Raw genomic sequence first — 25,271 nt, 5'->3', positions numbered from 1 at the left:
TGGGCCGGATGTGGTCAGCACGTGGATCAGGTAATGCGCGGCGTGAGTGCTGGGCAGCGCTGCCCAGGCCATGAGTCCGCACCGCGCAGTGGATTCTTCGCACGCCTGCTGGGGCGTTCCTGATCTTCGTCGAAGCGCGAGGGCACAGAGGCGGGAACCGACTCATCAACTGTTCACAGCGATGAACGCCTGTGGGAGACTCATCTAACTTCTGACCGTCAGGGCGGTCAATCGGCGGTTAACAATGACCAGCCGCCACATGAGCCTTTCTCCCTCTAGGGGACGCGGGGATGAATCAACTGAGATTTAGTCATGGCAGCAGTGGCCTCGCCACTGCTTCGACGTGGGCGGAATGAGTCATGTTCGACCCCTCCAGCGTCACGGACTCGTTGAGCGCTGTGCTCACCCAGGCGATAAGCGAGAGTCAGACCTTCGGTGGTGATTCACCTCCAGTCTCGGCCCGGCATCCGCGGGAGCCTCGAGCGTCGGACACCGAGCTCAATGTATTTCTGTTCCGCCTCGGGTGGGACATGCACACCTCGAACGGACCGGTGTCGCGGGACTCAACGCCCGGTCCAACCCTGCCGAGTGCACGCCTGCCGTTCGCCGCGAATCTCTGGTATCTGATTTCGGCGCAATCGAAGACCAGCTCCGTACGCGAACAACAGCTCCTGGGAGTCGTCATGCAGTGCCTGTACGACAACCCTAGAATCCAACTCAGCGCTGAGACGTCGGATCACCCCCGGGTCGAACCACGTCACGCGAGCGTCACGCCGGAGTTATTGGGCGTTGATGAGCTGAGCGCGATCTGGCGAGCATTGCAGGCTCCGTTGCGAGCGGCGACGGTGTATCGCGTGAGCACAAACGTAGAGGACTGACCATGATGCTGCGGCTGCGGCTGTCCGCGTCTCCCGGGCAGAACACCCTCACTGATCAGATCCGGGGCGCCTTGGCTCAGCTGTCTCCCCAAGTGTCTTCACGTCCCCAGCCGCTCGACTGCGGTGGCGCTCATCGGTTCTCGCCCTCGCGCCCGGGGGTTATCGCACTTGTGGTGGGAGAAGATCAGGAGCGGTTTCGAGCGGGGCATGAGCTGGCCAGAGAACTCGGTCTCGAGCTGTTCCGGATCGACCTCGGTGCGTTGTTCAGCAGCCACATCGACGAGACCGAGAAAAGTGTCTCGGCGGTACTTGAGGAAGCCGAACGTAGCGGCGGACTGATCCTCTTCGATGAGGCCGACGTCCTGTTCGGGAGGCGAAACGAGGCGCATGAGGACCACGATGGCGACGCGATCACCGAAGTTGAACCACCCCTCCGGCTGCTGGAGGCATCTCGCGGCGCGGGCATTTTCGCTGTGAATCACGAGAGCGGCCTCGACTCTAGCTCCCTGCGCCGACTGCGCAGGATCGTCGAGGGCAGAGCCCCGGAGCCCTCGCCGGTTCGTTCTGATTCGAGAGGCGCCGAGAGCCCACGTCCTCGCAGTGAACGCGGAGACTCGAGCCGGCCCTGAGTATTCAAGAGCATGAGCGGACGCGAAAAGGGCCCCTCACCGACAGAATCTGCAAGTGAGGGGCCCTTCGTGCTGCGGAGGATGGGGGATTTGAACCCCCGAGGGCGTGAACCCAACACGCGTTCCAAGCGTGCGCCATAGGCCGCTAGGCGAATCCTCCTGGCTGCTTCTCGCTGGCCTGCCGGATCGGCGCGGCCCTCGAGAGCAGACTTCATACTAGCGGAGATGCATCCCAGAATGCACATCGGCTCCCCGTAGGATGGTTTACCGTCGTCCGGTGGCCAGCACATCAACCCTCGGCGGCGGCCCCGGATCCGCCCAGCTCGACCCCAGAGAGGAGCTCCAGGTGCCCGCAGGACGCTATGCGCCCAGTCCCTCCGGAGACCTGCATCTCGGGAACCTGCGCACCGGAATGCTGGCTTGGCTCTTCGCGCGCTGGAGCGAGCGGGAGTTCCTGCTGCGGTTCGAGGACTTGGATGCCGAACGCACCGTCGACGGCGCGGAGGCCCAGCAGTTCGATGATCTGAGCGCGGTGGGCCTCACCTTCGACTCCCAGCACGGTCACGCCTCCACCAGACAGTCCGAACGACTGGGCCTCTACACAGAAGCCATCGAGCAGCTGACCGAATCGGGTATGACCTTTGAATGCTTCTGCTCACGCAAGGACATCCGAGAGGCCACCCGCGCCCCGCATGCGACTCCCGGGACCTATCCCGGCACCTGCCGGAACCTCAGCGAGAAGGAACGCGCGCGCCGTCGTGCCGAGCGCCCGGCGTCGCTGCGGCTGCGCGCCGACCGCGACGAGGACGGTGCCGCCCCGAAGGTCAGCACTCGGGACCAGCTGCTCGGGGAGATCACCACAGAGGTGGATGACTTCGTGCTCCAGCGCAACGATGGGGCCCCGGCCTACAACCTGGCAGTGGTGGTCGATGACCATCTCACTGGGGTGGACCAGGTGGTCCGCGGGGACGACCTCGCCGCCTCAGCGCCCAGCCAGGCCTACCTGCGGGGCCTGCTCTACGGTGCCGAGGCGGCGTCGGAGGTCGTCTACGCCCATGTGCCCCTGGTGCTCAATCCCGAGGGGCGGCGCCTGGCCAAGCGGGACGGGGCGGTGACCCGCTCAGCACTGCGTGAGCAGGGCCTGACCGATGACGCCCTGCGTGACCTGCTGCTGGACTCGCTGCGCCTCCCCGCCGGACCGCTGGCCGCGGCACTGGAGTCCTTCGACCCGAACCGCCTTCCGCGCGAACCCTGGGTGTTCCGACCGGCAGATCTCTGATCACGGGCGGAGGAGCTGCAACTATGGGCGCAACATGATCTTGCCCGTGCGGCCCGGCACGAAGTTCGCCTGCGCGGCCTCGCGGACCTGCTCGAAGGAGTAGCTGGCCTCCGTCGTCAGCGAGATCGACCCGTCCTGGACCCGGGTGAGCAGCTCGGTGAAGAGCTCCCCGCGGCGCTGTGGCGCCAGGGATCCCATCACGCGACTTCCCCAGAATCCCTTCACGGTGACGTTCTTGAAGATGATGGCACCGGAGTTCAGCTCCATGGTCCCGCCAGCCATCGCGCCGAAGATCACCAGCGTGGCATCCTCGCCCAGCTGGGAGAGGACCTGATTGCTAGACTCGCCGCCCACCGAATCGATGCCGGCGGTGATCGCCGCGCCACCGGTGATCTCGGCAACGCGATCCTCCCAGCCGGCGGTCTCCGTGGAGACGATCCGAGTGATTCCCTGTTCGGCCAACTCATCGATGCCCGCGTCGCGGCGCACGAGGCCCACCACGTTGATGCCGCGGGTCGGGGCCAGCTGGGCGAGCAGACGCCCCACGGCGCCGTTGGCGGCGTTCTGGATGATCCAGTCGCCCTCCTTGAGGTCCAGCCAGTCCAGCAGCGCCAGCGTGGAGAACGGCATGGCCACCAGCTGCGCGGCGACGTCGTCGGCGGCGGCCTCATCCACCGGGATCAGCCCGGCAGCCGAGGCGGTGAAGTACTCCGCCCAGACGCCGAAGGTGCCGCCGGAGGCCACGCGCTGACCTACAGAGAGGCCCTCTACACCCTCGCCGAGGGCATCGATGACGCCCACGGCTTCGGTGCCGGCCCGCGCGGGCAGCTCAGGCTTGAAACCGTAGGTGCCGCGGATCGTCCAGAGATCGTGATTGTGGATCGGCGACATCAGCGTCCGGATCCGAACCTCGCCGGCTCCGGGCTCCGGGACGGAGACGTCCTCCACGGTGAGGACGTCCCAGGGCTCGCCGAATGTCTCATGGGTGACAGCACGCATGATGTCCTACTTTCTTAGTCTCTATCGCTGAAATATCTCCTGATGAGGTACGCGAGCGGCAACAGTCACAGTCACAGCGCTATTCCTCGCGCGACGGTGTCTGTGACCCCTCCCACGTAGACTGTGCCCACCGAAGACCGTTGGAGGTCCCGGCCGATCCACCCGCATCCCCGCAGGCCTCCGAGACCAGAAGGCGAGACCCCATGCCCGAAGACGTTCAGGACCAGAACAGCTCCGACTACACGATCGGTGACTACCTGCTGGACCGGCTGGCCGAGCTCGGACTGACCGAGCTGTTCGGCGTTCCCGGAGACTTCAACCTGCATTTCCTCGACCACGTGGTGGACCACAGCAGAATCCGCTGGGTCGGCTCCGCCAATGAGCTCAACGCCGGCTACAGCGCGGACGGCTATGCCCGTATCCGCGGCATCGGCGCCTTCCTGACCACCTACGGGGTGGGAGAGCTCTCCGCGATCAACGCCGTCGCGGGCTCCTACGCGGAATCCGTGCCGGTGGTCCAGATCGTCGGGGCCCCGCCCAAGGAGACCCAGGCCTCCGGCCGCAAGATCCACCACTCCCTGGGAGACGGGGACTTCAAGCACTTCCTGCGCATGGCCGAAGAGGTCACCTGCGCCCACGCCGATCTCGACGCCGCCACCGCGACCTGGGAGATCGATCGGGTGCTGCGCGACGTCGTCTTCCGCCGCCGGCCGGGCTACCTGATGCTCGCCGCCGACGTCGCCGAGGTCCCCGCCTACCCGCCCGCCGAACCGCTGACCACGGACCTGCCGGTGACCACCCCGCGCGCCGTCGCCGCCTTCGAAGAGGCCGTGCGGCGGTTCCTCCCCGGTCGGCGCACCGCCGTGCTGGCTGACCTGCTCGTGCACCGGCTCGGTGCCACCGAGGAGCTCGCCTCCTTCCTGACGGATTCCAAGCTTCCCTTTGCGACCCTGGCCTGGGGCAAGACGCTGGTGGATGAGTCAGATCCGAACTTCGTCGGGATCTACGCCGGTGCCGCCTCTCAGGACCGCGTCCGCGACGTCATCGAGGGCGCAGACGCGCTGATCACCCTGGGTGTGGAGTACACCGACAACACCACAGCAGGCTTCTCCATGAACCTGGATCCTGCCCGGCTGATCGATGTCTCCCGCTTCGGGGCCCGCGTGGGGGAGGAGGTCTTCACCCCGATCTCGCTGCAGGACGCGCTCGCGGTGCTGCACCGAGTGGCAGAAGACCTCGACAACGTCGTGCCCATGCCTGCCGCGGAGGCTCCCGCCCCGGAGACGCCGCGCGAGCCCTCGGACGAGCCGCTGACTCAGGACGGTCTCTGGCGAGTGCTGGCCTCCCAGCTGGAGTCGGCGAACATCGTGGCGGCGGACCAGGGCACCAGCTACTTCGGAATGGCGTCCCACCGGTTCCCAGCGAAGTCCACGTTCATCGGTCAGCCCATGTGGGGCTCCATCGGATACACCCTGCCCGCCATCCTCGGTGCCGGCCTCGCCGATCGCAGCCGCCGGCCGGTGCTGCTGATCGGAGACGGCTCGGCCCAGCTGACCATCCAGGAGATGGGCGTGATGATCCGGGAGAAGCTCCCCACAGTGATCGTGCTGGTCAACAACGACGGCTACACCGTGGAGCGCGCCATACACGGTCCCGACGCCGTCTATAACGACATCGCGCCCTGGCGCTGGGACCTGGTCCCGCAGCTCTTCGGCGCCGCGGAGGAGGACTACCTCTACCGCCGAGTCACCACCGAGGCGCAGTTGCTGGCGGCCTGCCGCGACACGATGAGCAACCGCGAAAAACTGGTCTTCATCGAGGCGATCACCGACCGTGACGACATTCCGCAGCTGCTCGAGGACGTGGCGAACGCGCTCAAGCGCTGATCAGCACCGCGGAGGCGAAGCTGCGTCCCATTCGCGTTCAGGCGCAGCTCCACGATAAGATGATCCCCGGCCCCACGTGCGGTGCCATCCTGCTGAACTCCCCCAGGACCGGAAGGTAGCAAGGGTAAGTGGGCTCTGGCAGGTGCACGTGGGGCTCTTCATGTCTTCGGCCACCTCGCTGGCGTCCAATTGAGGCTCTGGGGCGCGATCTGCACTGCTGCCCGAGCGCAGAATCACTCTGTAGGTGGATGACCCGGGTCTTTTGGTCTTCTAGGCTCCATGCATGGACTCAGCGCAGCAGCAGACCTCCCGATCACGGCGAGAGAACCACTGGTTCCAGGACCCCTGGGTGCAGGGGATCGGCACCGGGCTGAGCGCACTGGTGCCGGCGCGGCGTTACCCGGCCTGGCTGCGGCAGACCATGATGTGGGCCCCCGCCATCGGGCTCGGTGCACTGGTGTCGAGCCCCGCAGCGTGGCGATCCCTTGCGGAATCGGCCCAGGCCCGCCCCGACTCGCCCGTCGCCGAGGCAGCGGGTCCCCAGAGGGACGGTTCTGCCGTGCAATCACCGGACGGGTCTGCCGAGCGGCCCACTGGCGCTTCCGCCGCAGATCGCTCCCGCCGCAGGCCGCTCACGATGTGGTTCGGCCGAGCCGGGGGAGGGGTCGCCGTCGGAGCGCTGGTCTACTGCAATATGCGACTGGCCTTCTGGCTCGACGGGGCCATCGAGCGCGGACTGCGCAGGCTCCGTGTGCCCGCGCCACGGGTGGTCATGGCGGTCGCAGCCGGTGGTTTCGCCGCCAGGACCGCGGTGGTTGAGAAGAAGCCCAGAGAGGAACCATGCGGTGGCCGGCTCATAGAATGACAGCCATGGATCACAGGACCGCAGGCACGCGCACCCAGCGGCTGCTCATCTGGCTGAGCACTCTCGCAGTGATCGGGATCATCACGGGGATGAGCTGGCTGCTGATCAACGGGACCGTGCCGTTGAGCATCTTCGGCAGGGGCGCGATCCCTGCGGCCGAGGAATGTCCCCGTGGCACCCAGCAGCCGGTGGTCCCCGAGCGGGTCCAGATCTCGGTGTTCAACACCACGAATGCTCCGGGTCTCGCCAGTGAAGTGGCAGAGGATCTCGATGACCGCCGATTCCGCGTCGCCGAGGTCGATAACGACTACCTGGCGGATACCGGCTTCGCCGCCATCATTCGGGTGGGTGACCGTGGCCTGCGCCAGGCCTACACGCTCCAGCAGCACATTCCCGCCTCGATGGTGGATCTCGACGACCGTGCTGATTTCAGCGTGGACCTGGTGCTGGGCTCGGATTTCCAGGAGGAGGGCATAGAAGAGGCCGAGGACGTCGAAATGGTCCCCGGCCTGCTTCACTGCTCCGCGGAATGAGGCTCCGCGCTCGCGACGAACCTGCTCAGTGAGCCGTCCGCCACCGGCGAGCCGCGATGAAGCTGCGCACACCAAGGACGATGTACACCACGAGGACGATCACGGTGATCAGCGCGGAGATCACCGCACCGGGGTTCTCCGCCTCACCGGCGAAGAGCGCGCCCAGGTTCATCAGCGGCATGATCATCCCCAGCGCGCCGAGAAGCGCGATGACCAAGGCGATGTGCACACCCAGCTTGGTGTTCTTCTTCGCGATGGCGCCGCTGATCAGCAGCAGCACACCCACTACCGAGGGGATCAGTGCCGTCATGCTCGCGAACGAGGTGGCGACGTATCCGATGATTCCGACGGCGAGCAGCAGGCCTCCGACGAGCAGGGTCAGGCGCGGCATGGGGCTGGCGGGTGCGGCGGGTGTGTTCATGATGCTCCTTGCAGATGCGAGACGTACGGGTCTTCTACATAGTGTAGAAGACGCAGGGTGCTCACATCTTCCGCCGTTTCTTCGATCTGTCGAAGAAACGCCGATCTTTGACGAGGAAATTATGGTCTGGGGCTTCCATAGGCCGTGAACTGGTGTTGTCCCCGAAACACGGTCCACGATTCAAAGGAGATTCCGATGACCGAGACACTTATTTCACAGCCGAAGGCTTCGCAGGACCAGGGCGCCCAGCGTGGTGGCGAGCTGAGCCCTGAGACCAGGCAGGCGTTCCAGCACAAGGTCGACGCGCTGCAGCAGGACTGGGACACCAACCCGCGGTGGGCGCAGACCACCCGTGAATACTCCGCAGCCGAGGTCGTGCGCCTGCAGGGCAATGTCCAGGAGGAGCACACGCTGGCCAAGCGCGGCTCGGAGAAGCTCTGGAGCCAGCTCACCGCCGAGCACGCCGAGGGAAAGTACACCAACTCTCTGGGTGCACTGACCGGCAATATGGCGGTCCAGCAGGTCAAGGCTGGCCTGCGCGCCATTTACCTCTCCGGCTGGCAGGTCGCCGGCGATGCGAACCTCTCGGGCCACACCTACCCGGACCAGTCGCTCTACCCGGCCAACTCCGTGCCAAGCGTCGTTCGGAGGATCAACAACGCTCTGCTCCGCGCCGATCAGATCGACTATCTCGAGGGCACCCGCACGGTGGAGGACTACCTGGTGCCGATCATCGCTGACGCCGAGGCGGGCTTCGGCGGACCGCTGAACGCCTACGAACTGATGAAGTCCATGATCGCCTCCGGCGCGGCCGGTGTGCACTGGGAGGATCAGCTCGCCTCGGAGAAGAAGTGCGGCCACCTCGGTGGCAAGGTGCTCATCCCCACCGGTCAGCACATCCGCACCCTGCAGTCCGCTCGACTCGCCGCTGATGTGCACAACACCCCGAGTGTGGTGATCGCGCGCACCGATGCCGAGGCTGCGACACTGATCACCTCCGACGTCGATGATCGCGACGCTGCCTTCATCACCGGGGAGCGCACTGCCGAGGGCTTCTACAAGGTGCGCAACGGGATCGAACCCTGCATCGCCCGGGCCAAGGCCTATGCCCCCTATTCGGACCTGATCTGGATGGAGACCGGCACACCTGACCTCGAATACGCCAAGCAGTTCGCCGAGGCGGTCAAGGCCGAGTATCCGGACCAGATGCTGGCGTACAACTGTTCGCCCTCGTTCAACTGGAAGAAGCACCTGGACGACGCGACCATCGCGAAGTTCCAGCGTGAGCTCGGGGCCATGGGTTTCACCTTCCAGTTCATCACCCTCGCCGGATTCCATGCGCTGAACTACTCGATGTTCGAGCTGGCACGCGGGTACAAGGACGAGCAGATGAAGGCTTACGTGGAACTCCAGGAGAAGGAGTTCGCCGCGGAAGCCGATGGCTATACCGCCACGAAGCACCAGCGCGAGGTGGGCACCGGATACTTCGATGCCATCTCCACCACGTTGAATCCCGAGTCCTCCACCGTGGCCTATAAGGGATCCACCGAAGAGGGCCAATTCCACTGATGTACCGGCATTGACAAAGGAGTCAGCCATGAACGCACAGACCAGCACCGCACTGAAGCCCAGCACCCGCCCCGAGACCCACGTCGAGCGGATCGCCGATCCAGGGAATGCGATCACGATCAACGGCATCACGCTCACAGCGGCCCGGGCTCCGCGCCAGAACGAGGTCTTCACCGCGGATGCACTGAGCTTCCTGAGCAGCCTGCACCGCGAATTCGGGGAACGGATCGCCGCACTGGACCCGACGCAGCTGCAGCAGGAGCGAAACTTCGCTCCGAGCCCCGCAGGTCAGCAGGAACGTGCGTTGGAGGAGGAGGCGTCGTGGAAAGCGCTGGTGGACAGACACCTGGCGCAGTCCGATTGTGCCTTCGCGACTCCGCGACGGCTGACCCGTTCGGAGGATCGGATCTTCAGTCAGGGCCAGCCACTCTCGGCCGGACTGGTGGACTTTGGTCTGCACATCCACCGTTGCGCACGGCGACTCGTCGCAGAGAAGCGGGCGCCTTTCATCTCCCTGCTGGGGCTCGAGAGTGAGGAGGAGCTGGAGATCTGGCAGGAGATGTTCGTTCGCGCCGAGGAGCTGATCGGTCTGCCGGCCGGCACGATCCGCGCCATCACGTTCAGCTCTGCAGAGGACGACGGCGGCGGTGCCATCCTCGTCGAGAAGCGTCCTCGCTGAGCAGCTGAGCAGCTGAGCGGGACACCGACGAGACGGCGCCCACGCGCCGCCGAGCACAGAGACCTCCGGCCCCGGAGTGAGTCATGGACTACACCTCGGGGCCGGAGGTCTCTGTGCTCAGAACAGGATCAGCACGCGCTGATCGTTCGGCATCACTCCTTGATGGAGTCGACCATGTCTGAGTTGTTCTCCATCCAGACCTGAGCAGCTTCTTCCTCATTGTCCGCGTACTCATTGACCATCATGTTCTCGAGCTCCGCGTACTCATCGTCGGAGAGCGTGAAGTTGCCCATCCACTCGGCGACCTCGGGGAACTCGCTGGAGAACTCGGAGTTGGCGATGAAGTTCAGCGTCTCGGGCTCACCCAGCGAGCCTTCGGGATCCTCGAGGTCCTTGAGGTCGAAGTCGCCGTAGGCGTAGAAGGGCCGCCAGAGGGTGACGACGATGTCTTCCTCGTCATCGATCGCGGAGCCGAGCTCGGTGAGCATCGCGCTGGTGGAGGATTCCACGAGATCGAAGTTCTCATCCAGGCCGTAGTCCGGGAAGACCGCTTCGTTCGTGATCTCCATCAGGCCAGAGCCGGGTTCGATGCCCACGACTCGGTTGCCGAGATCTTCAGCGTTGTCGTTGAGCTCCGCGATCGAGTCGATGTCGGTGTACTCCGGCACCGCGAAGGTCAGCACAGCACCTTCGTAGTAGGCGCCCAGGTCCTCGAGGTCGTCACCGTACTCGTCCATGTACTGAGCGTGGGTGACCTCCGGCCATGCGGAAGGGTAGACGTCGATATCGCCCTGGGCGACACCGGTGTAAAGGGGTGCGGCGTCGTTGATCTCTTCGATCTCGACCTCGTAGCCCTCCTCTTCCAGGATGCCCTGCCAGAGGTAGGCCATGCTCAGGCCGTCGGTCCAGGACGGGATGATGCCCAGGGTGATGGTGCCGCCACCCTCACCCTCGCTGGCGTCACCATTGGCCTCGGAGCTGTCATCGCCTCCGCCGCAGGCGGTCAGCGCAAGTGCCGCCGCCGCGGTCAGGCCGATGAACTTGGATGTTGTTCCGGTTCGAGTACTCATCATCTTCCTCATTTCATTTCAGTGGTGCAGTGCGCAGTGTTGGTATGTAGGGGCTGGATCAGACCTGACCCATAGCCCTGCCGCGGGTGGCCGACCTATGGGCGTCGAGCCGGCGACGGACCAGCTTGGAGGCCCGACCCGAGACCATGCCGCCGCGTCCGATCGCTGCCGTCATGCGATCCAGATAGATCGCCAGGACGACGACGGCGAGCCCGGCCTCGAAGCCGAGACCGATGTCGAGGCTTCCAATGGCGCGGGTGACTTCGTTGCCCAGGCCGCCTGCGCCGACGAGTCCGGCGATGACCGCCATGGACAGCGAGAGCATGATGACCTGGTTCACGCCCGCCATGATGGTCTGCAGGGCGAGGGGAAGCTGAATGCGAAGCAGAATCTGGCGTGGCGTGCTGCCGAACGCATGACCTGCTTCCACGACCTCGGAGTCCACCTGTCGGATGCCCAGCTCGGTGAATCGCACTCCCGGCGGCAGGGCGAAGATGATCGTGGCGATGACGCCGCCGGTGACGCCGATGCTGAACAGCGTGACCACAGGGACCAGCCAGACGAAGGCAGGCATGGTCTGCATCAGGTCCATCACGGGTCTCACGGCGCCGCTGACTCGATCTGAACGAGCTGCCCAGATGCCCAGCGGGATGGCGATGGCCAGCGCTATGGCAGCCGCCACCGCGACCAGCGCGAGAGTGGTCATGGCGTTCTCCCATTGATCGATGCTGATGACGAACACCAGCATCACGATCGAGAGGAGGGCGAGCTTCCAGTCCTTGACCAGCCAGGCGAGAAGCGAGAACACCACGGCGAGCACCAGTGCATCTGGGGTGTTGAGCAGGTCATCCAGCCCATCGGTGAGCGTGGAGACGATGGTCTGGATCAGGTTGAACAGCCATTCGAGGTTCTCATTGACCCAGTCAACGCCTGCCTCGATCCACTCACCGATGTTGAGTCGTGGAATACCGACCCCTTCGGTCTCTTCAGCGGCAGAGATCATGAGGCCACCATCGATTCGGTGGAATCGTGGCCGGCGTGCTTAGGCTCGGCCAGGGCGTTCAGAAGTGTCACTCGTGCGATGATCCCCTCGAGTCGTCCCGCCCCGTCGATCACGGCCAGGCCGGTCTCGTGTTCGGCGGCCTGGGTCATGAGCTCGACCAGCGGCGTATCGGCGTGAACCGAAGGGGCGGGCTGCATCAGGCCATCCAGGGTATTTGCGCCCTGGCTCACCGCCGCTGCGATTGCGGCCTCATGCACGAAGCCGTGAAGCTTCTTGCTCCGGTCGACCACGGCGAGAACATTGGTCTGGTGCTCGCGCATCAGCTTGTGGGCAGTTCGAGGTCCCTGTTCGGTGCCGAGCACGGCGACCGGTGGTTCCATGATGCCGCCCGCGGTCAAGACCCGCGTGCGATCCACATCTTGGACGAACTGGGCGACGTAGTCATTGGCGGGATCATTCAGGATCTGCTCCGAAGTGCCGATCTGCACTGTGCGTCCGTCGCGCATCATGGCGATCCGGTCACCGAGTCGCATCGCCTCGTTGAGGTCATGGGTGATGAACAGAATGGTCTTCCCCAGCTGCTCCTGCAGCTCGACGAGCTGGTCCTGCATCTCGCGGCGGATCAACGGATCGAGGGCGCTGAAGGCCTCGTCCATGAGCATCACCTCGGTGCCTGCGGCAAGCGCGCGGGCCAGCCCGACGCGCTGCCGCATACCGCCGGAGAGCTCGTCGGGCATCGAGCCGCCCCAGCCGTCCAGGCCAACCATCTTGAGGGCTTCTTCGGTCTTGCGTTCGCGGTCTGAGCGGTTCAGTCCCTGAATCTCCAGCGCGTAGCCGGCGTTCTGTCCCACGGTGCGGTGGGGCAGAAGCGCGAAATGTTGGAAGACCATCGAGACCTTCTCGCGCCGGATTCGGCGGAGGTCCCGGTCCGAGAGTCGGGCGATGTCCTCGCCACCGACCTCGATGCTGCCCGCGGTGGGGGGAAGCAGGCCGTTGACCATCCGGATCAGCGTGGATTTCCCAGAGCCGGAGAGGCCCATCACCACGAAGACCTCTCCGGGCTGGACGTCGAAGCTTGCGTCGATGACAGCGGCTGTTCCCAGGTCCGTCAGGTCATTTCGGTCTGCGCCGTCCTTGATGCGTCGGACGATCTCTTGGGGGCGCTTGCCGAAGGCCTTGAACACGTTCCGCGCACTGACTGCCGGTTCGGCTGTGCTGGAGTTCAACATCATTCCTTCGTCGAAGTAGTGGACCCTGACCTTACCAAAAGCCGTATAAAACCTGTTTACAGGCTGTTAACAAGACCGCATCGAGTGATCATCCAGTGGTAGGCCTCACGCTACTCGCCAGGACATGACAGTGGTGTGGGTCACCGGCCAGTCCGGCCCGGGCGGTAGAATCCCCTGGTATGCGCGCAGCACAGGGGACCTCATCGGCGAGGCCAGGGCAGGGGCGCGCCTCGCTGCGCTCGATCGAGCGTGCTTCGGCCGAGGCCTCTGAGGAAGGCTTTGATCTGATCGCGCTGGGCCGGCGCGTCCGGCACCTGCGCAAGCAAGCCGGCATGACGCTCGACGCGCTGGCTGAGGCGCTGGGCACCGCACCGAGTCAGCTCTCCCTGCTGGAGAACGGTCGCCGCGAGCCCAAGCTGTCCCAGCTGCAGCAACTGGCCAAGGTGCTGAAGGTCAGTCTCGATGACCTCTTCGGCGCCGAGCCACCCTCACAGCGCGCCGCCCTGGAGATCGAGCTGGAGAAGGCCCAGCGGGGGCCGCTCTACGCGGCACTGAACCTTCCCACGGTCAGGATCAGCTCCCGGCTTCCGCTCGATGTCCTGCAGTCGCTCGTGGCACTGCAGGGTGAGCTGCGCCGTCGTCTGGAGGAACAGGCGGCGACTCCCGAGGAGGCGCGGCGGGCCAACACGGAGCTGCGTGAGGAGATGCGCGCCAGGAACAACTACTACCCGGAGATCGAGGCGGCGGCCCAGGAGCTGCTGGACGCGGTGGACCACCGCGACGGCCCGCTCTCCCATCATGTGGTGGCCGATATCGCCGCGCATCTGGGATTTTCGCTGCGCTTCGTGCCGAATCTTCCGGAGTCCACCCGATCGGTCACGGATCAGAAGAACCGCATCATCTACCTGACCCAGGGGAGCTCGCGGCAGTGGGACGCCCGCTCGGTGCTGCTGCAGGCGCTGGGTCATCAGGTGTTGGGTCACACCGAGCCGGCGGACTATTCCGAGTTTCTGCGCCAGCGGGTCTATACCAACTACTTCGCGGCAAGCCTGCTCATGCCCGAGGCCACCACGGTGCGCTTTCTCAAGGAGGCCAAGGCGCGCAAAGAGTTGGCCATCGAGGACCTGCGGGATGCCTTCGCGGTCTCCTATGAGTCTGCAGCCCACCGGTTCACGAACCTGGCCACTGAGCACCTGGGCATCACGTGCCACTTCCAGAAGGTCCACGAATCCGGGATCCTGCACAAGGCGTACGAGAACGATGGGGTGAACTTCCCGGCGGATCACTCGGGGGCGATCGAAGGTCAGACCATCTGCCGGCAGTGGACCTCGCGCCAGGTCTTCGACATCGACGACAAGTTCAGGTCCTTCCACCAGTACACCGACACCACAGTGGGCACCTTCTGGTGCACGGCACGCACCGAGGCGCATTCCTCCGGGGTGTATTCGCTGTCCATCGGGGTGCCCTTCGAGCATGTGAAGTGGTTCCGCGGCTCCGACACCACCTCGCGCTCCGCGTCACGATGCCCGGATGATCCCACCTGCTGCCGGCAGCCCCCGGCCGAGCTGGCAGCACGCTGGGAGGGCAAGGCCTGGCCCGCCGCCCGCGCCAACACCCATCTGCTCGCCGCGATGCCACAGGGAGCCTTCCCCGGAGTGGACACCACCGAGGTCTATGAGTTTCTCGATCGGCACGCTCGCCAGGACTGAGCGCGGCACGTTCGCCAGGACTGAGCGCGGCACGCTCTTCGGGCTCGACGATCTCCACGGATCAGCGCGGCGCGATTGTTGAACAATCCTCGTAACTGGGGCATCCTTGACTCAGCTCACATTGAGACGTGGGCAACACCGGCTCCTGGAGGTTCACGTGGCACACATCGACATGAACAGCGACGTCGGGGAGTCCTTCGGCAATTGGACCATCGGCGACGACGCCGCCATCCTGCGCATGGTCTCCAGCGCGAACATCGCCTGCGGATTCCACGCCGGGGACCCGATGACCATCCGTGCGACGGCGGCAGAGGCAGTCGCCCAAGAGGTCACCATCGGAGCACATATCGGCTACCGCGACCTGGCCGGATTCGGCCGACGCCACCTGGAATGCTCCCCGGAAGAACTCTCCGCGGACGTGCTCTACCAGCTCGGCGCGCTGGAAGGCATCGCGGGCGCGGTGGGATCCCAGATCCGCTACGTGAAGCCCCATGGGGCGCTCTATCACTCCATGATCTCCCACACCGGTCACGCCCACGCGGTGATCGACACCATCGCGGAGTACCAGAGCAGCACTGGGCGCGAGCTGCCGGTGCTGCTGCTGCCCGGATCCATCGCCCTGGACTATGCCGCCGAGGCGGGGCTGCGCGGAGTCTCGGAGGCTTTCGCCGACCGAAGCTACAACCCCGATGGGACGCTCGTCTCGCGGCGCGAACCCGACGCCGTCCTCCATGACACCGATCAGGTGGTGGAGAACATGCTGCGCCTGGCCGAGGAATCGGTGCTCATCGCCCGCGACGGAACCCGCATCGAGACTCAGGCGGAATCCATCTGCACCCACGGCGACACCCCCGGGGCGGTCGCGATGGCGCAGGCCGTGCGCAGCGCCCTGCAGGACTCCGGAATCGACATCCGCAGCTTCGCATGATCAGCGCCATCCGCGAGGCCGGACCCCGAGCTCTCCTGCTGGAGCTGGCGACCCTGGATGAGGTCCTGGCCTGCCACCAGCAGCTCACCACCGCGCCGCTTCCCGGGCAGGTCGATGCCGTGGCGGCCGCACGCACGGTGCTGCTGCGTTTCGCCTCCCGCCCCGCGCTGCGTGAGGCACGCCAGCACCTGGACGGTCTCGACTTCCCGGCCTTCTCAGCCGAGGGTGCCCGCCACGTGGAGCTCGAGGTCATCTATGACGGAGAGGACCTCGAGGAGCTCGCCACCCACCTGGGGATGAGCACCGAGGCCCTGATCACCTGGCACACCGGGCAAACGTGGACAGGAGCCTTCGGAGGCTTCGCTCCGGGGTTCACCTACTGCGTTCCCCGCCACGGCGAGGACGACGCCGCTGTCGCGGAGTCCGCAGGCCGGGCAGCAGCCGCGCTGGACGTGCCGCGGCGCAGCAGCCCGCGCAAGTCAGTCCCGGCGGGCTCCGTTGCGCTGGCTGGGGAGTTCTCCGCGGTCTACCCGCGTATCTCACCCGGGGGCTGGCAGCTCATCGGACATACGCCAGCCGTCCTCTGGGACCTCGATCGAGAAGCCCAGGGGGAGTCTCCTGCGCTGGTGCGGCCCGGTGATTCCGTCCGGTACACGCCGGTCCAGGAGCGGGTGGTCACGACCACGCCGACCTCGGCCGGCACCGCCGCGCCCGAGGCTGAGTCTCCCGCGCAGGACGCCGTGCTGAGTGTGGTCGACCCCGGACTGCAGACGCTGATCCAAGACCTGGGACGCATCGGCTTCAGTGACCTCGGGGTCTCCCGGGCCGGGGTCGCGGATGAAGCGGCGCTGTTGCAAGCCAATCGGCTGGTCGGCAACGAGCCGCATGCGGCGGTGCTGGAGTCGCTGCACGGCGGCCTGTCGCTGCGCGCTGAATCGACCGTGGTGCTGGCCGTCTGTGGAGCCGAGGCGCCGCTCACCGTCACCGGAGTCACCGGTCCCAGCCGACGCGCCCCGCTGCGGTCCCCGTTTGCGTTGGCACCGGGCGAGACGCTGAGTCTGGGCGCCCCGGAACGTGGACTGCGCAGCGTGCTCGCGCTGCGCGGAGGAATCGCCGCCACAGAAGTTCTGGGCAGCGTCTCCACCGACACCATGTCCGGACTGGGCCCTGCCCCGCTGACCTCAGGCGATCAGGTGTGCCGGGCCGAGCTGGCCACCCGCGCCGTGGGCATGCCAGAGACCGCGATCTCGCATCGCGAGGGCGCGAGTCAGGGCGCCGGCGCCGCGGGCTCAACCTCTGCCGGCGGGGCATCCACGGCCGGGCAGACCGTGCTGCGGTTCACCTATGGCCCCCGGGAGGACTGGTTCAGCCCCCAGGAGTCTCACCGATTGACCTCTCAGTCCTGGACGGTGACCCAGGCATCGAACCGGATCGGTATACGACTTGAGGTGGGGGAGACCAGTCCGGGAGAGCCAGGCCGTCCACTGGAACGCCTCGAGAACGGCGAGCTCCCCAGCGAGGGCGTGGTGCGCGGCTCGCTGCAGATGCCGCCGGCCGGAACGCCGGTGCTCTTCCTCAACGATCATCCGGTCACCGGCGGCTACCCGGTGATCGGCGTGGTCATCGAGGAGGACCTCCCGGCCGCCGCCCAGCTCGTCCCTGGAGACACGATCCACCTGGCGCCGGTGGACCCCGACACCCTGACCCTCTCACCCCATAGCCCCTGAGCCCATACCCGCCTGACCTCGGAGAGAAGACCTCACCATGAAGCGCATCCTGATCGCCAACCGCGGCGAAATCGCTGTCCGCATCATCCGCAGCGCTCGCGAATCGGGCTACATCGCCGTGGCGGTCTACGCCGACCAGGACGCCGATGCGCTGCATGTCCAGCTCGCGGATGAGGCTCTCGCCCTCCACGGCACCACCTCCGCGCAGACCTACCTGGACCAGGACAAGCTGCTCGCCGCCGCGGGGCAGGCCGACGCCGACGCGATCCACCCCGGTTATGGGTTCCTCTCCGAGAACGCAGACTTCGCGCGGGCCGTGCGCGAGGCGGGACTGACCTGGGTCGGTCCTCGCCCGGAGACCATCGAGACGCTGGGAAACAAGGTCACCGCGCGGGCGCTCGCGGTCAGAGTCGGTGCGCCGCTGGTGCCGGGCACCGACGGCCCCGTCGCCTCCTCGGATGAGATTCGCGCCTTCGTCGACGAGCATGGACTGCCCGTGGCGATCAAGGCCGCCCATGGTGGGGGAGGCCGCGGCATGCGCATCGTGCGGGAGGAGGCCGAGATCGATGAGGCCTTCGCCTCTGCCGTGCGGGAAGCCGAATCCGCCTTCGGCCGCGGCGAGTGCTTCGTGGAGCGGTTCCTGGATCGGCCCCGACACGTGGAGGCGCAGGTGCTCGCGGATGAGCATGGCAGCGTCGTCGTCGTCGGGACCCGAGACTGTTCGCTGCAGCGGCGGAACCAGAAGCTCGTGGAAGAGGCGCCCGCGCCGTTCCTCAGCGATGACCAGCGCGCCGAGATCCACCGCTCCGCGCGGGCGATCTGCGCCGAGGCGGGTTACGTCGGGGCCGGGACCGTGGAGTACCTGCTCAGCCCGGGACAGGAGGGCCGACCTGGTCTCTTGAGCTTCTTGGAGGTCAACACCCGCCTGCAGGTGGAGCACCCGGTCACCGAAGAGACCTCGGGCGTGGACCTGGTGGCCGAGCAGCTGCGCATCGCGGAAGGTCACCCGCTGCGCCTCACCGAAGACCCTCGGCCCACAGGTCATTCGGTGGAATTCCGGCTCAACGCAGAAGAGCCCGCCCACGGCTTCCTGCCCACCCCCGGGCCCGTGGAGGTCTTCGCGCCGCCCACGGGGCCAGGCATCCGCGTGGACACCGGTGTGCGCAGCGGTGACGAGGTCTCCGGCGCCTTCGACTCGATGCTCGCCAAGCTGATCGTCACTGGTCCGGACCGGGTGACCACGCTGCGCCGAGCCCAGATGGCGCTGGCCGAGATGCGGATCGAAGGCCTCCCCACGGTCCTGCCGTTCCACCGCCAGGCGCTTGAGGCCGAGGACTTCCTCGCCACCGAGGGCGCTGCGGGATTCCGGGTGCACACTCGGTGGATCGAGACCGAGTTCGAGGCCGCCTTCGGGGAGGGAATGCAGGAGTCGGAGCATATGGCCGCCGCGCTGCGCCACCGCGAGCACGGCATGCGCCGCACCACGGTGGAGATCGACGGCCGTCCGGTCACCCTGGGCCTGCCCGGGGCGTTGGTGCGCATGCTGGCTGGTGGACAGAAGCCCGGTGAGGACAAGGCCGAGGACGGCGCCCCAGTCGGCCCCGGTGAGCCGGAGGAAGGAGCCGTCATCACCAAGCTCGCGGGCAGCCTGGTCCGCTGGTCCGTGGACGATGGTGCCAGCGTCTCCGCAGGTGACGCTATCGCGGTGGTCGAAGCCATGAAGATGGAATCCACCGTGGCAGCGCCGAGCAGCGGGACGTTCTCCCGCGAGCAGCTGCAGCCCGGGGCCGTGCTGAAGGCCGGGCAGGTTCTCGGCAGGATCGACTGAGAACTTCCACCGCGACCGAGCGCTCCGATCGTGGGCACCGGCGCTCGGTTAGATTGGTGGGATGACCGACGTGATGTGGCATTCCCTGTCCGCCGAGGGGCTCAGCGAACACGCCCACGCCCCGGAGCGCGTGGCGGAGCTGCTGCGCGGCGCCATCTCGGCCGGCGCGATCCGCCCCGGCACCAAGCTGCCCGAGGTCCAGCTGACCCGTCAGCTGGAGATCTCCCGGCATACCCTGCGCAGCGGATTCCAGATCCTCGCCGCCGAGGGACTGGTGGAGAAGCACCCGAACCGCGGGGTCTTCGTGCACCAGCCCACCTCCGAAGACGTCCAGGAGATCTACCGGGTACGCCGAGTGCTCGAGGTGGGGGCCGTCAGGACTGCTGAGTTTCCGCCGGAGGAGCTGGACCAGCTGCACCGGATCGTCTCGGGGGCGGAGCTGGCGCGCGAACTCGGCGATGTTCCCGCGATGGCCCAGGCCAATCAGGTGTTCCACCGGACCATCGCCGCCCAGGTGCGCAGCCCCATGATCGACGCGCTCATGGAGCAGGTGCTCGCCCGCATGCGCCTGGCGTTCCACGCGAAGTCCGAGCAGCCCAGCTTCCACCACACCTATATCCGGCGCAACGGCGAGCTCGCGGTGCTGCTCAGCGGCGGTGACCGTCAGGCCGCCGAAGACTATCTGGTCGAGTATCTCGGAGCGGCCGAGGCGGAGCTGCTGGAGCACCTGGGAAGCTGAACCAGAGTGCCGTGAGAGCTAGTCGTGGCGACGGTATGGGTCGGGCTGCGGTCGCTGGTACGCGAGCTCGCCGCCCTGGCGTCCACCAAAGGGACGGCCGTGATCGGCGTACTCCTCGCGCAGGAACACCAGTCTCCACGCTCCCACCTCGATCCTCGACCCGGTGCGCAGGGTCACCGGCGCGCCAGGTTCGGCGCTGCGACTGCCCCCGATGGAACCATGGCGAACGATGACATATTCATCGAACTCATCGTGAAGGATCTCTGCGTGGACTGGCTCGAGGCCCGCCAACTGCAGATCCGAGGTCTCGTCGCTGCCGATCAGCGTGCGGTCCGCGAGCAGGTTGAACTCCAGGGGACCCGAATCGTGCTGGTCTGCCCGACTCATGATCAGCCGTGGTCGGCCGGCACCTCGCGGCGCATGCGTGGTGGTGATTCTGCGGCGGATTCTCCGGTTGAAGGTGGGCGCGGGCGGCCACGGAGTCTCCGGGGGAATCAGCGAGCCGGAGCTTTCCGCCCCGGAAGCCCCGGCGTTCGCGAAGCGCGGGAGCGATTTCAGCGACCCTAGCCGAATGTGCTTCGAACGAGTGAGCACTCGACTCATCACAGTGGTCTTCACCGCGCCGAGGCTGACGATCTCACCGGATGGACCTGTGATGGAGAGGGTCAGACCCTGGGCCGCCAACCGAGAAGCGAAGGCATCGGCCGCTCGGGTGATGGACCGAGGCATCCCGTCCAGCAGAGAGGGGTCCTCGGTGCGAATCTCGATGTGCCGACCGTCGGCCCTGATGCTCGCGTCCACCTGGCCCGACTCGGTGCCGTCCGCCTCGACCTGTGTGATCGTTGCGCTGATGTCGATGTCTAGTCGCATGGTGGCGCCTGACTCACCCGGTGCCGATCTTCAGGAGCTTGCTTGGTCGCTGGTGGTCACGCGCAGTGTCCCGTTGAACTTCCATACGGCGCGGGGAGCGTCGGGTCCGATGTCCCGCGGCACCTCGACGGTCATGTCTTCCAGCGTGTAGTTCACGGCGGCGCCGCGGCCGGTGAGATACGACCACATCTCCTGACCCAGATCGGCCCAGTCTCCGATCTGGTGCGGCTGGTTGCCTCCTGGATTCAGGTTCTCAGAACGGGTGCTCTCAGTCATAGCTGCGTCTCCTGACCAGTTTCAGCATCGCTTCATTGCGATGCAGGTGATGGTGATGGTGAGCTCTCGCTCATCGACATCTTCTCCCGGCCGAGCTGAATTAGGAAGACCTCACACGCCCCTGACCTCATATGACGCGATATTACGCACGGTTCAACGGCGGATTCCGACGTAGACGGTGTTCGAGGAGGTGCCGCCCGTCAGGTGGTTGTCGAAGTCGACCACGTGGGCCTGAGTGTCGTCGAACACCGAGGCGAGGGTGGCGCTGAACTCCTCGTCCGGCGCATCGTCGGACCACAGGGTGAAGACGCCGCCCTCGTTGAGGTGCTGAGCCAGAGCGGTGAGTCCGGGAACCGTGTAGAGATCGGCATGACTCGGCGCGAGCGTGTGCCGCGGCGAGTGATCGACGTCGAGGAGGATCACGTCATAGCGCGGAGCATCTGCTGCTGGATCCTGCCTGACCACGGCGAAGAAGTCATCCCGACGCAGGTTCGTTCGGGGGTCCTCGACCAGCGCGGGGGAGACCGGAAGAAGCTTGCGCTGATGCCAGCCGATGACCTCACCAAGCGCGTCGATGACCTCCAGGCTCCGAACGCGGTCGTCTCCGAGCGCCGTGACCGCCGTGTAGCCCAGACCCAGCCCTCCGACGAGGACGTCCAGCTCGTCGCCGCTGGCAGCTGCGAGACCGAGGGTGGCCATCTGCTCCTCCGCGACGGTGAAGAGGCTGGACATCAGGAATTCCTCGCCGAGCTTCACCTCGTAGATGTCGGTGCCTGTGCCGGCTTCGGTGCGTCGCCGGAGCATCAGCTCGCCCATGGGCGTCGGCTGGAAGTCGAGTTCTTCGAAACGTGCTTTCATCCTGGTGCCTCTCATCGATTGCGCCTCCATCCTACGGAGCGTCTCGCCGCGGAGGCCTCCGCGGGGTCCCCGGGGATCAGTGGGTCCCCGGAGCGGGTCTGCTGGGGTGCAGCTCAGGAGCCCTCGGTGGCGAACTGGGTGCGGTAGAGCTCCGCATAGCGGCCGTCGGCGGCCAGCAGCTCCGGATGGGTGCCGCGTTCGACGATCTCGCCCGCCTCCACGACCAGGATGGAGTCCGCGGCGCGGACCGTGGACAGCCGGTGTGCGATCACCAGGGCGGTGCGGCCCACGAGCGCCTCGGTCAGCGCTGCCTGGACTGCCGCCTCTGAGGTGGAGTCCAGCGCGGCGGTGGCCTCGTCGAGGATCACCACCTGGGGCTGGGCGAGCAGCAGGCGGGCAAGCGTCATCCGCTGGCGCTCTCCGCCGGAGAGCCGGTAGCCACGCTCGCCCACCACGGTGTCCAGCCCGTCGGGCATCGAGTGCACCAGCGCCTCGAGTCTGGCGCGGCGCAGCGCATCCCAGACCTCATCGTCGCTGGCCTCCGGCGCCGGCAGCGTCAGGTTCGCGCGAATGCTGTCGTGGAAGAGGTGCCCATCCTGGGTGACCACGCCGAGCGTCGCGCGCAGCGAGGCGAAGCTGGTGTCGCGCAGATCCACGCCGGCAACCTTCACCGAGCCGGAATCCACGTCATAGAGCCGAGCGAGAAGCGCGGCGATGGTGGACTTGCCGGCTCCCGAGGAGCCCACCAGGGCCACTGTCTGGCCCGGCTCCACGCGGAAGTCGATGCCGTGCAGCACCTCCTCCCCGCCGCGAGAGTCCAATGTGGCCACCTCCTCCAGGGAGGCGAGCGAGACCTTCTCCGCCGAGGGATAGGCGAAGGTGACGCCGTCGAAGACCACCGACGCAGGACCCGCGGGGATCAGCTCGGGATCGGGCTTCTCCGTGATCAGCGGCTTGAGATCCAGCACCTCGAAGACTCGTTCGAAGCTGACCAGCGCGCTCATGACCTCCACGCGGGCACTGGCCAACGCCGTCAGAGGTGCATAGAGCCGGGTCAGCAGCAGCGCTAGGGAGACCACTGCGCCCGCCTCAAGCTCACCGACGATCGCGTAGAAGCCGCCGAGCCCATAGACCAGGGCCAGCGCCAGCGCTGAGACCAGTGTCAGGGCGGTGACGAAGCTTGACTGCAGCATGGCGGTCTTGACGCCGATGTTGCGGACGCGGCGGGCGCGCTTCTCAAACTCGACCGACTCCTCCTCGGGACGGCCGAAGAGCTTGATCAGCGTGGCACCGGGAGCCGAGAACCGTTCGGTCATCTGGGTGCCCATGGCGGCATTGTGGTTGGCCGCTTCACGCTGCAGCACGGCGAGACGCCGGCCCATTCGGCGAGCAGGCAGGACGAACACCGGCAGCATCAGCAGGGCCAGCACGGTCACCTGCCAGGAGAGGGACAGCATGGCGATCAGCGTCAGGATGACCATGACCAGGTTGCCGACCACTCCGGAGAGCGTCCCGCTGAACGCCCGCTGAGCACCGATCACATCATTGTTGAGCCGACTGACCAGGGCGCCGGTTCGCGTCCGGGTGAAGAAGGCGATGGGCATCTTCTGCACGTGATCGAAGACAGCCGTGCGCAGGTCCAGGATCAGGCCCTCGCCGATCTGGGAGGACAGCCAGCGGCTGAGCACGTTGAATCCTGCGTCGGCCAGGGCGATGAACGCGATCAGCACTGCCAGCCGGATGACCACGCTCACGGCTGCCTCGCTGGTGATCGCGTTGACGACCTGTCCCGCCAACAGGGGCGTCGCCACAGCGAGCGCGGCGGTGATGACCGAGAGGATCAGGAACCAGATCAGTTTGACGCGGTGCGGGTGGGCGAATCCGCCGATCCGCTTCAGCGTCTCCTTGTTGAACGGCCTGTGGTCCTTCTTCGCGTGGGTCATGCTGTAAAGCGAGCCCCACGCCGCGCGTTCCATGCTCACGCATTTACCCCCAGAGATGTCTTGATGTCGCTGCATCGTGCGCAGGTGCGCGGTGCGAAGCCCCAACCACAACCGCCGGTTGGATGTTCCCATTCCGGAGTGTGGGAATCCTCATGTGCATGGGCGGGTGACGGTCCTTGTGGGCCGCACGTGTTCCGGCCTAGAGTCAGGAACATGAGCACTGAATCGAACGCTACTTCATTTCCCGATGTGACCGAATTCCAGGGTACTCAGCTGGCCTTCGACGATCCGACCACTCGCCACAGCAAGATCTCCCCGCCGAAGCAGGACCAGGCGGAGCCGGGCCTCGAGGTCGACGCCGAGCCGGTGCCGGACATCGGCCTGGAGACCTACCGCGGACTTGGTCGTCTGCAGGGCCGCAAGGCCCTGGTGACAGGCGGTGACTCGGGCATCGGCGCCGCCACCGCCATCGCGTTCGCCCGTGAGGGCGCCGACGTCGCCATCGCGTACCTCCCCGCCGAGGGCAAGGACGCCGAGCGCGTCATCTCTGCGATCGAGGACGCCGGTCGCACCGCCGTCGCGCTGCCGGGTGACCTGATGGACAAGCAGTACCGCGACAGCCTCGCCGATTCGGCTGCAGAGAAGCTGGGCGGACTCGACATTCTGGTCAACAACGCCGGCAAGCAGATCGTCAACGACTCGCTGGAGGAGCTGACCGACGAGCAGGTCGACGAGACTTTCCAGATCAACATCAAGTCGATGTACACGCTCACCCGCGCCGCCCTGAAGCATATGGGTCCGGGCTCGACCATCGTGAACTCCACCTCGGTTCAGGCCTACGCGCCGAATCCGATGCTGTTGGACTACGCGGCCACCAAGGCTGCGATCAACAACTTCACCAAGGGCCTGGCGCAGCAGCTTGCCCCCCGAGGCATCCGCGTCAACGCCGTGGCACCCGGTCCGGTCTGGACCATCATCCAGCCCACCGAGGGCCAGCCGAAGGAGAAGCTGCCGGAGTTCGGGCACGACACGCCGCTGGGCCGCCCCGGCCAGCCGGTGGAGATGGCACCGGCCTTCGTGTTCCTGGCCTCACCCGAGTCCAGCTACGTCACCGGCGAGACGCTCAACGCCAACGGAGGCACCCCCACCGCGTAACGGTCCTTCTGAGGTTCCTCAACAGGAATCACTTCGAGCACACCTGTGGGGTGGGCGCATATGCGCCCGCCCCACAGGTGTGTCTGGGGTTGGTCTGGTTCGGCTTCGGGAAGACCAACAATCGGCGCATCGCCCAGGACATATGACGGGCATGTAAAACCTGGCGTGATTGTTCCACAATCCCTTGCCTGGATTGTT

General features: G+C 66.2%; 23 protein-coding genes, 1 tRNA gene and 1 other RNA gene. 15 read left to right on the top strand and 10 right to left on the bottom strand.

What is annotated here, in order from left to right:
- Positions 1-359: 359 nt before the first annotated feature.
- Together IY716_RS12295 and IY716_RS14100 are read left to right on the top strand one after the other, a co-directional pair.
- Positions 360-878, top strand: a complete 519-nt coding sequence (locus IY716_RS12295) for a Pvc16 family protein (RefSeq protein WP_218221969.1) — start codon at positions 360-362, stop codon at positions 876-878.
- Positions 879-880: 2 nt separating this feature from the next.
- Positions 881-1,507 carry an AAA family ATPase gene (locus tag IY716_RS14100; protein WP_218221968.1) on the top strand — a complete coding sequence of 209 codons (627 nt, stop codon included), beginning with the start codon at positions 881-883 and terminating at the stop codon, positions 1,505-1,507.
- 75 nt (positions 1,508-1,582) lie between these two features.
- On the opposite strand, the gene IY716_RS12285 is transcribed toward IY716_RS14100, so the two are convergent.
- Positions 1,583-1,667, bottom strand: a tRNA-Ser gene (locus tag IY716_RS12285).
- Positions 1,668-1,784: 117 nt separating this feature from the next.
- On the opposite strand from IY716_RS12285, the gene gluQRS reads away from it, so the two are divergent.
- Entirely contained in the window at positions 1,785-2,786 is a 1,002-nt protein-coding gene (gene gluQRS, locus IY716_RS12280) for a tRNA glutamyl-Q(34) synthetase GluQRS (RefSeq protein WP_369699708.1), read from the top strand.
- A 21-nt stretch (positions 2,787-2,807) separates the two neighbouring features.
- Here gluQRS and IY716_RS12275 read toward each other — a convergent pair whose 3' ends face one another.
- Entirely contained in the window at positions 2,808-3,785 is a 978-nt protein-coding gene (locus IY716_RS12275) for a zinc-binding dehydrogenase (RefSeq protein ID WP_218221966.1), read from the bottom strand.
- 203 nt (positions 3,786-3,988) lie between these two features.
- On the opposite strand from IY716_RS12275, the gene IY716_RS12270 reads away from it, so the two are divergent.
- The 4 genes from IY716_RS12270 (at position 3,989) to IY716_RS12255 (ending at position 7,069) form a co-directional block, all read left to right on the top strand.
- Positions 3,989-5,671, top strand: coding sequence for an alpha-keto acid decarboxylase family protein (locus IY716_RS12270; protein WP_218221965.1), 1,683 nt, complete (start codon positions 3,989-3,991; stop codon positions 5,669-5,671).
- Between the two features lie 65 nt (positions 5,672-5,736).
- An RNA gene (gene ffs, locus IY716_RS12265) (signal recognition particle sRNA small type) lies at positions 5,737-5,833 on the top strand.
- Positions 5,834-5,954: 121 nt separating this feature from the next.
- The gene (locus tag IY716_RS12260) at positions 5,955-6,536 is read left to right on the top strand and encodes a hypothetical protein (protein ID WP_218221964.1); all 582 of its coding nucleotides are present in this window, start codon (positions 5,955-5,957) and stop codon (positions 6,534-6,536) included.
- Positions 6,537-6,541: 5 nt separating this feature from the next.
- Positions 6,542-7,069 carry a LytR C-terminal domain-containing protein gene (locus tag IY716_RS12255; RefSeq protein ID WP_218221963.1) on the top strand — a complete coding sequence of 176 codons (528 nt, stop codon included), beginning with the start codon at positions 6,542-6,544 and terminating at the stop codon, positions 7,067-7,069.
- A gap of 25 nt (positions 7,070-7,094) precedes the next feature.
- Here IY716_RS12255 and IY716_RS12250 read toward each other — a convergent pair whose 3' ends face one another.
- The gene (locus tag IY716_RS12250; RefSeq protein WP_255316761.1) at positions 7,095-7,490 is read right to left on the bottom strand and encodes a hypothetical protein; all 396 of its coding nucleotides are present in this window, start codon (positions 7,488-7,490) and stop codon (positions 7,095-7,097) included.
- 195 nt (positions 7,491-7,685) lie between these two features.
- On the opposite strand from IY716_RS12250, the gene aceA reads away from it, so the two are divergent.
- Both aceA and IY716_RS12240 read left to right on the top strand, forming a co-directional pair.
- On the top strand, positions 7,686-9,059 hold the full coding sequence (aceA, locus tag IY716_RS12245; protein ID WP_218221962.1) for an isocitrate lyase: 1,374 nt from the start codon (positions 7,686-7,688) through the stop codon (positions 9,057-9,059).
- A 28-nt stretch (positions 9,060-9,087) separates the two neighbouring features.
- Positions 9,088-9,738 (top strand): hypothetical protein, encoded by a 651-nt coding sequence (locus tag IY716_RS12240; protein WP_218221961.1) that lies wholly within the window; start codon positions 9,088-9,090, stop codon positions 9,736-9,738.
- A 152-nt stretch (positions 9,739-9,890) separates the two neighbouring features.
- Here the strand turns inward: IY716_RS12240 and IY716_RS12235 are convergent, their stop codons facing one another.
- The 3 genes from IY716_RS12235 to IY716_RS12225 are packed head-to-tail and all read right to left on the bottom strand — an operon-like array spanning position 9,891 to position 13,037.
- Positions 9,891-10,808, bottom strand: a complete 918-nt coding sequence (locus IY716_RS12235) for a glycine betaine ABC transporter substrate-binding protein (protein ID WP_218221960.1) — start codon at positions 10,806-10,808, stop codon at positions 9,891-9,893.
- Between the two features lie 58 nt (positions 10,809-10,866).
- Complete coding sequence (locus IY716_RS12230) at positions 10,867-11,811, bottom strand: proline/glycine betaine ABC transporter permease (RefSeq protein ID WP_218221959.1); 945 nt, start codon at positions 11,809-11,811, stop codon at positions 10,867-10,869.
- Positions 11,808-13,037, bottom strand: a complete 1,230-nt coding sequence (locus tag IY716_RS12225) for a glycine betaine/L-proline ABC transporter ATP-binding protein (RefSeq protein ID WP_255316760.1) — start codon at positions 13,035-13,037, stop codon at positions 11,808-11,810. Before IY716_RS12225 ends, IY716_RS12230 begins: the two co-directional genes overlap by 4 nt.
- A gap of 182 nt (positions 13,038-13,219) precedes the next feature.
- Between IY716_RS12225 and IY716_RS12220 the strand changes: the two genes are divergently transcribed.
- From IY716_RS12220 to IY716_RS12200, 5 genes are all read left to right on the top strand, one after another.
- Positions 13,220-14,749 (top strand): helix-turn-helix transcriptional regulator, encoded by a 1,530-nt coding sequence (locus IY716_RS12220; RefSeq protein ID WP_218221957.1) that lies wholly within the window; start codon positions 13,220-13,222, stop codon positions 14,747-14,749.
- A 157-nt stretch (positions 14,750-14,906) separates the two neighbouring features.
- Positions 14,907-15,677 (top strand): 5-oxoprolinase subunit PxpA, encoded by a 771-nt coding sequence (locus IY716_RS12215; protein ID WP_218221956.1) that lies wholly within the window; start codon positions 14,907-14,909, stop codon positions 15,675-15,677.
- Positions 15,674-17,404, top strand: a complete 1,731-nt coding sequence (locus IY716_RS12210; RefSeq protein ID WP_218221955.1) for a carboxyltransferase domain-containing protein — start codon at positions 15,674-15,676, stop codon at positions 17,402-17,404. Before IY716_RS12215 ends, IY716_RS12210 begins: the two co-directional genes overlap by 4 nt.
- Positions 17,405-17,441: 37 nt before the next feature.
- Entirely contained in the window at positions 17,442-19,232 is a 1,791-nt protein-coding gene (locus tag IY716_RS12205; protein ID WP_218221954.1) for a biotin carboxylase N-terminal domain-containing protein, read from the top strand.
- A 61-nt stretch (positions 19,233-19,293) separates the two neighbouring features.
- The gene (locus IY716_RS12200) at positions 19,294-19,971 is read left to right on the top strand and encodes a GntR family transcriptional regulator (RefSeq protein WP_218221953.1); all 678 of its coding nucleotides are present in this window, start codon (positions 19,294-19,296) and stop codon (positions 19,969-19,971) included.
- Positions 19,972-19,989: 18 nt separating this feature from the next.
- Here the strand turns inward: IY716_RS12200 and IY716_RS13860 are convergent, their stop codons facing one another.
- The 4 genes from IY716_RS13860 to IY716_RS12180 all read right to left on the bottom strand — a co-directional run bounded on the left by IY716_RS13860 (position 19,990) and on the right by IY716_RS12180 (position 23,957).
- Positions 19,990-20,841 carry an FHA domain-containing protein gene (locus IY716_RS13860; RefSeq protein WP_255316759.1) on the bottom strand — a complete coding sequence of 284 codons (852 nt, stop codon included), beginning with the start codon at positions 20,839-20,841 and terminating at the stop codon, positions 19,990-19,992.
- Positions 20,842-20,871: 30 nt separating this feature from the next.
- The gene (locus IY716_RS12190) at positions 20,872-21,117 is read right to left on the bottom strand and encodes a hypothetical protein (RefSeq protein ID WP_218221952.1); all 246 of its coding nucleotides are present in this window, start codon (positions 21,115-21,117) and stop codon (positions 20,872-20,874) included.
- 153 nt (positions 21,118-21,270) lie between these two features.
- Positions 21,271-21,975 (bottom strand): spermidine synthase, encoded by a 705-nt coding sequence (locus IY716_RS12185; RefSeq protein ID WP_218221951.1) that lies wholly within the window; start codon positions 21,973-21,975, stop codon positions 21,271-21,273.
- Between the two features lie 113 nt (positions 21,976-22,088).
- The gene (locus tag IY716_RS12180) at positions 22,089-23,957 is read right to left on the bottom strand and encodes an ABC transporter ATP-binding protein (protein ID WP_218221950.1); all 1,869 of its coding nucleotides are present in this window, start codon (positions 23,955-23,957) and stop codon (positions 22,089-22,091) included.
- Positions 23,958-24,131: 174 nt separating this feature from the next.
- Here IY716_RS12180 and IY716_RS12175 point away from each other — a divergent pair, with 174 nt between their 5' ends.
- Entirely contained in the window at positions 24,132-25,073 is a 942-nt protein-coding gene (locus IY716_RS12175) for an SDR family oxidoreductase (RefSeq protein ID WP_218221949.1), read from the top strand.
- Positions 25,074-25,271 lie beyond the last annotated feature (198 nt).

The organism is Nesterenkonia sp. Act20 (assembly GCF_019173455.1).
GTDB lineage: Bacteria > Actinomycetota > Actinomycetes > Actinomycetales > Micrococcaceae > Nesterenkonia.
This window is presented reverse-complemented; position numbering and strand designations above follow the sequence as displayed.

What these genes read in the sequence shown, in the direction of transcription:
- IY716_RS12250 (WP_255316761.1), bottom strand. Translation starts at nt 7,490, where the DNA reads ATGAACACACCCGCCGCACCCGCCAGCCCCATGCCGCGCCTGACCCTG.
- IY716_RS12175 (WP_218221949.1), top strand. Translation starts at nt 24,132, where the DNA reads ATGAGCACTGAATCGAACGCTACTTCATTTCCCGATGTGACCGAATTC.
- IY716_RS12275 (WP_218221966.1), bottom strand. Translation starts at nt 3,785, where the DNA reads ATGCGTGCTGTCACCCATGAGACATTCGGCGAGCCCTGGGACGTCCTC.
- IY716_RS12235 (WP_218221960.1), bottom strand. Translation starts at nt 10,808, where the DNA reads ATGAGTACTCGAACCGGAACAACATCCAAGTTCATCGGCCTGACCGCG.
- IY716_RS12230 (WP_218221959.1), bottom strand. Translation starts at nt 11,811, where the DNA reads ATGATCTCTGCCGCTGAAGAGACCGAAGGGGTCGGTATTCCACGACTC.
- IY716_RS14100 (WP_218221968.1), top strand. Translation starts at nt 881, where the DNA reads ATGATGCTGCGGCTGCGGCTGTCCGCGTCTCCCGGGCAGAACACCCTC.
- aceA (WP_218221962.1), top strand. Translation starts at nt 7,686, where the DNA reads ATGACCGAGACACTTATTTCACAGCCGAAGGCTTCGCAGGACCAGGGC.
- IY716_RS12210 (WP_218221955.1), top strand. Translation starts at nt 15,674, where the DNA reads ATGATCAGCGCCATCCGCGAGGCCGGACCCCGAGCTCTCCTGCTGGAG.
- IY716_RS13860 (WP_255316759.1), bottom strand. Translation starts at nt 20,841, where the DNA reads ATGCGACTAGACATCGACATCAGCGCAACGATCACACAGGTCGAGGCG.
- IY716_RS12205 (WP_218221954.1), top strand. Translation starts at nt 17,442, where the DNA reads ATGAAGCGCATCCTGATCGCCAACCGCGGCGAAATCGCTGTCCGCATC.
- IY716_RS12240 (WP_218221961.1), top strand. Translation starts at nt 9,088, where the DNA reads ATGAACGCACAGACCAGCACCGCACTGAAGCCCAGCACCCGCCCCGAG.
- IY716_RS12220 (WP_218221957.1), top strand. Translation starts at nt 13,220, where the DNA reads ATGCGCGCAGCACAGGGGACCTCATCGGCGAGGCCAGGGCAGGGGCGC.
- IY716_RS12260 (WP_218221964.1), top strand. Translation starts at nt 5,955, where the DNA reads ATGGACTCAGCGCAGCAGCAGACCTCCCGATCACGGCGAGAGAACCAC.
- IY716_RS12185 (WP_218221951.1), bottom strand. Translation starts at nt 21,975, where the DNA reads ATGAAAGCACGTTTCGAAGAACTCGACTTCCAGCCGACGCCCATGGGC.
- IY716_RS12200 (WP_218221953.1), top strand. Translation starts at nt 19,294, where the DNA reads ATGACCGACGTGATGTGGCATTCCCTGTCCGCCGAGGGGCTCAGCGAA.
- IY716_RS12255 (WP_218221963.1), top strand. Translation starts at nt 6,542, where the DNA reads ATGGATCACAGGACCGCAGGCACGCGCACCCAGCGGCTGCTCATCTGG.
- IY716_RS12190 (WP_218221952.1), bottom strand. Translation starts at nt 21,117, where the DNA reads ATGACTGAGAGCACCCGTTCTGAGAACCTGAATCCAGGAGGCAACCAG.
- IY716_RS12295 (WP_218221969.1), top strand. Translation starts at nt 360, where the DNA reads ATGTTCGACCCCTCCAGCGTCACGGACTCGTTGAGCGCTGTGCTCACC.
- IY716_RS12270 (WP_218221965.1), top strand. Translation starts at nt 3,989, where the DNA reads ATGCCCGAAGACGTTCAGGACCAGAACAGCTCCGACTACACGATCGGT.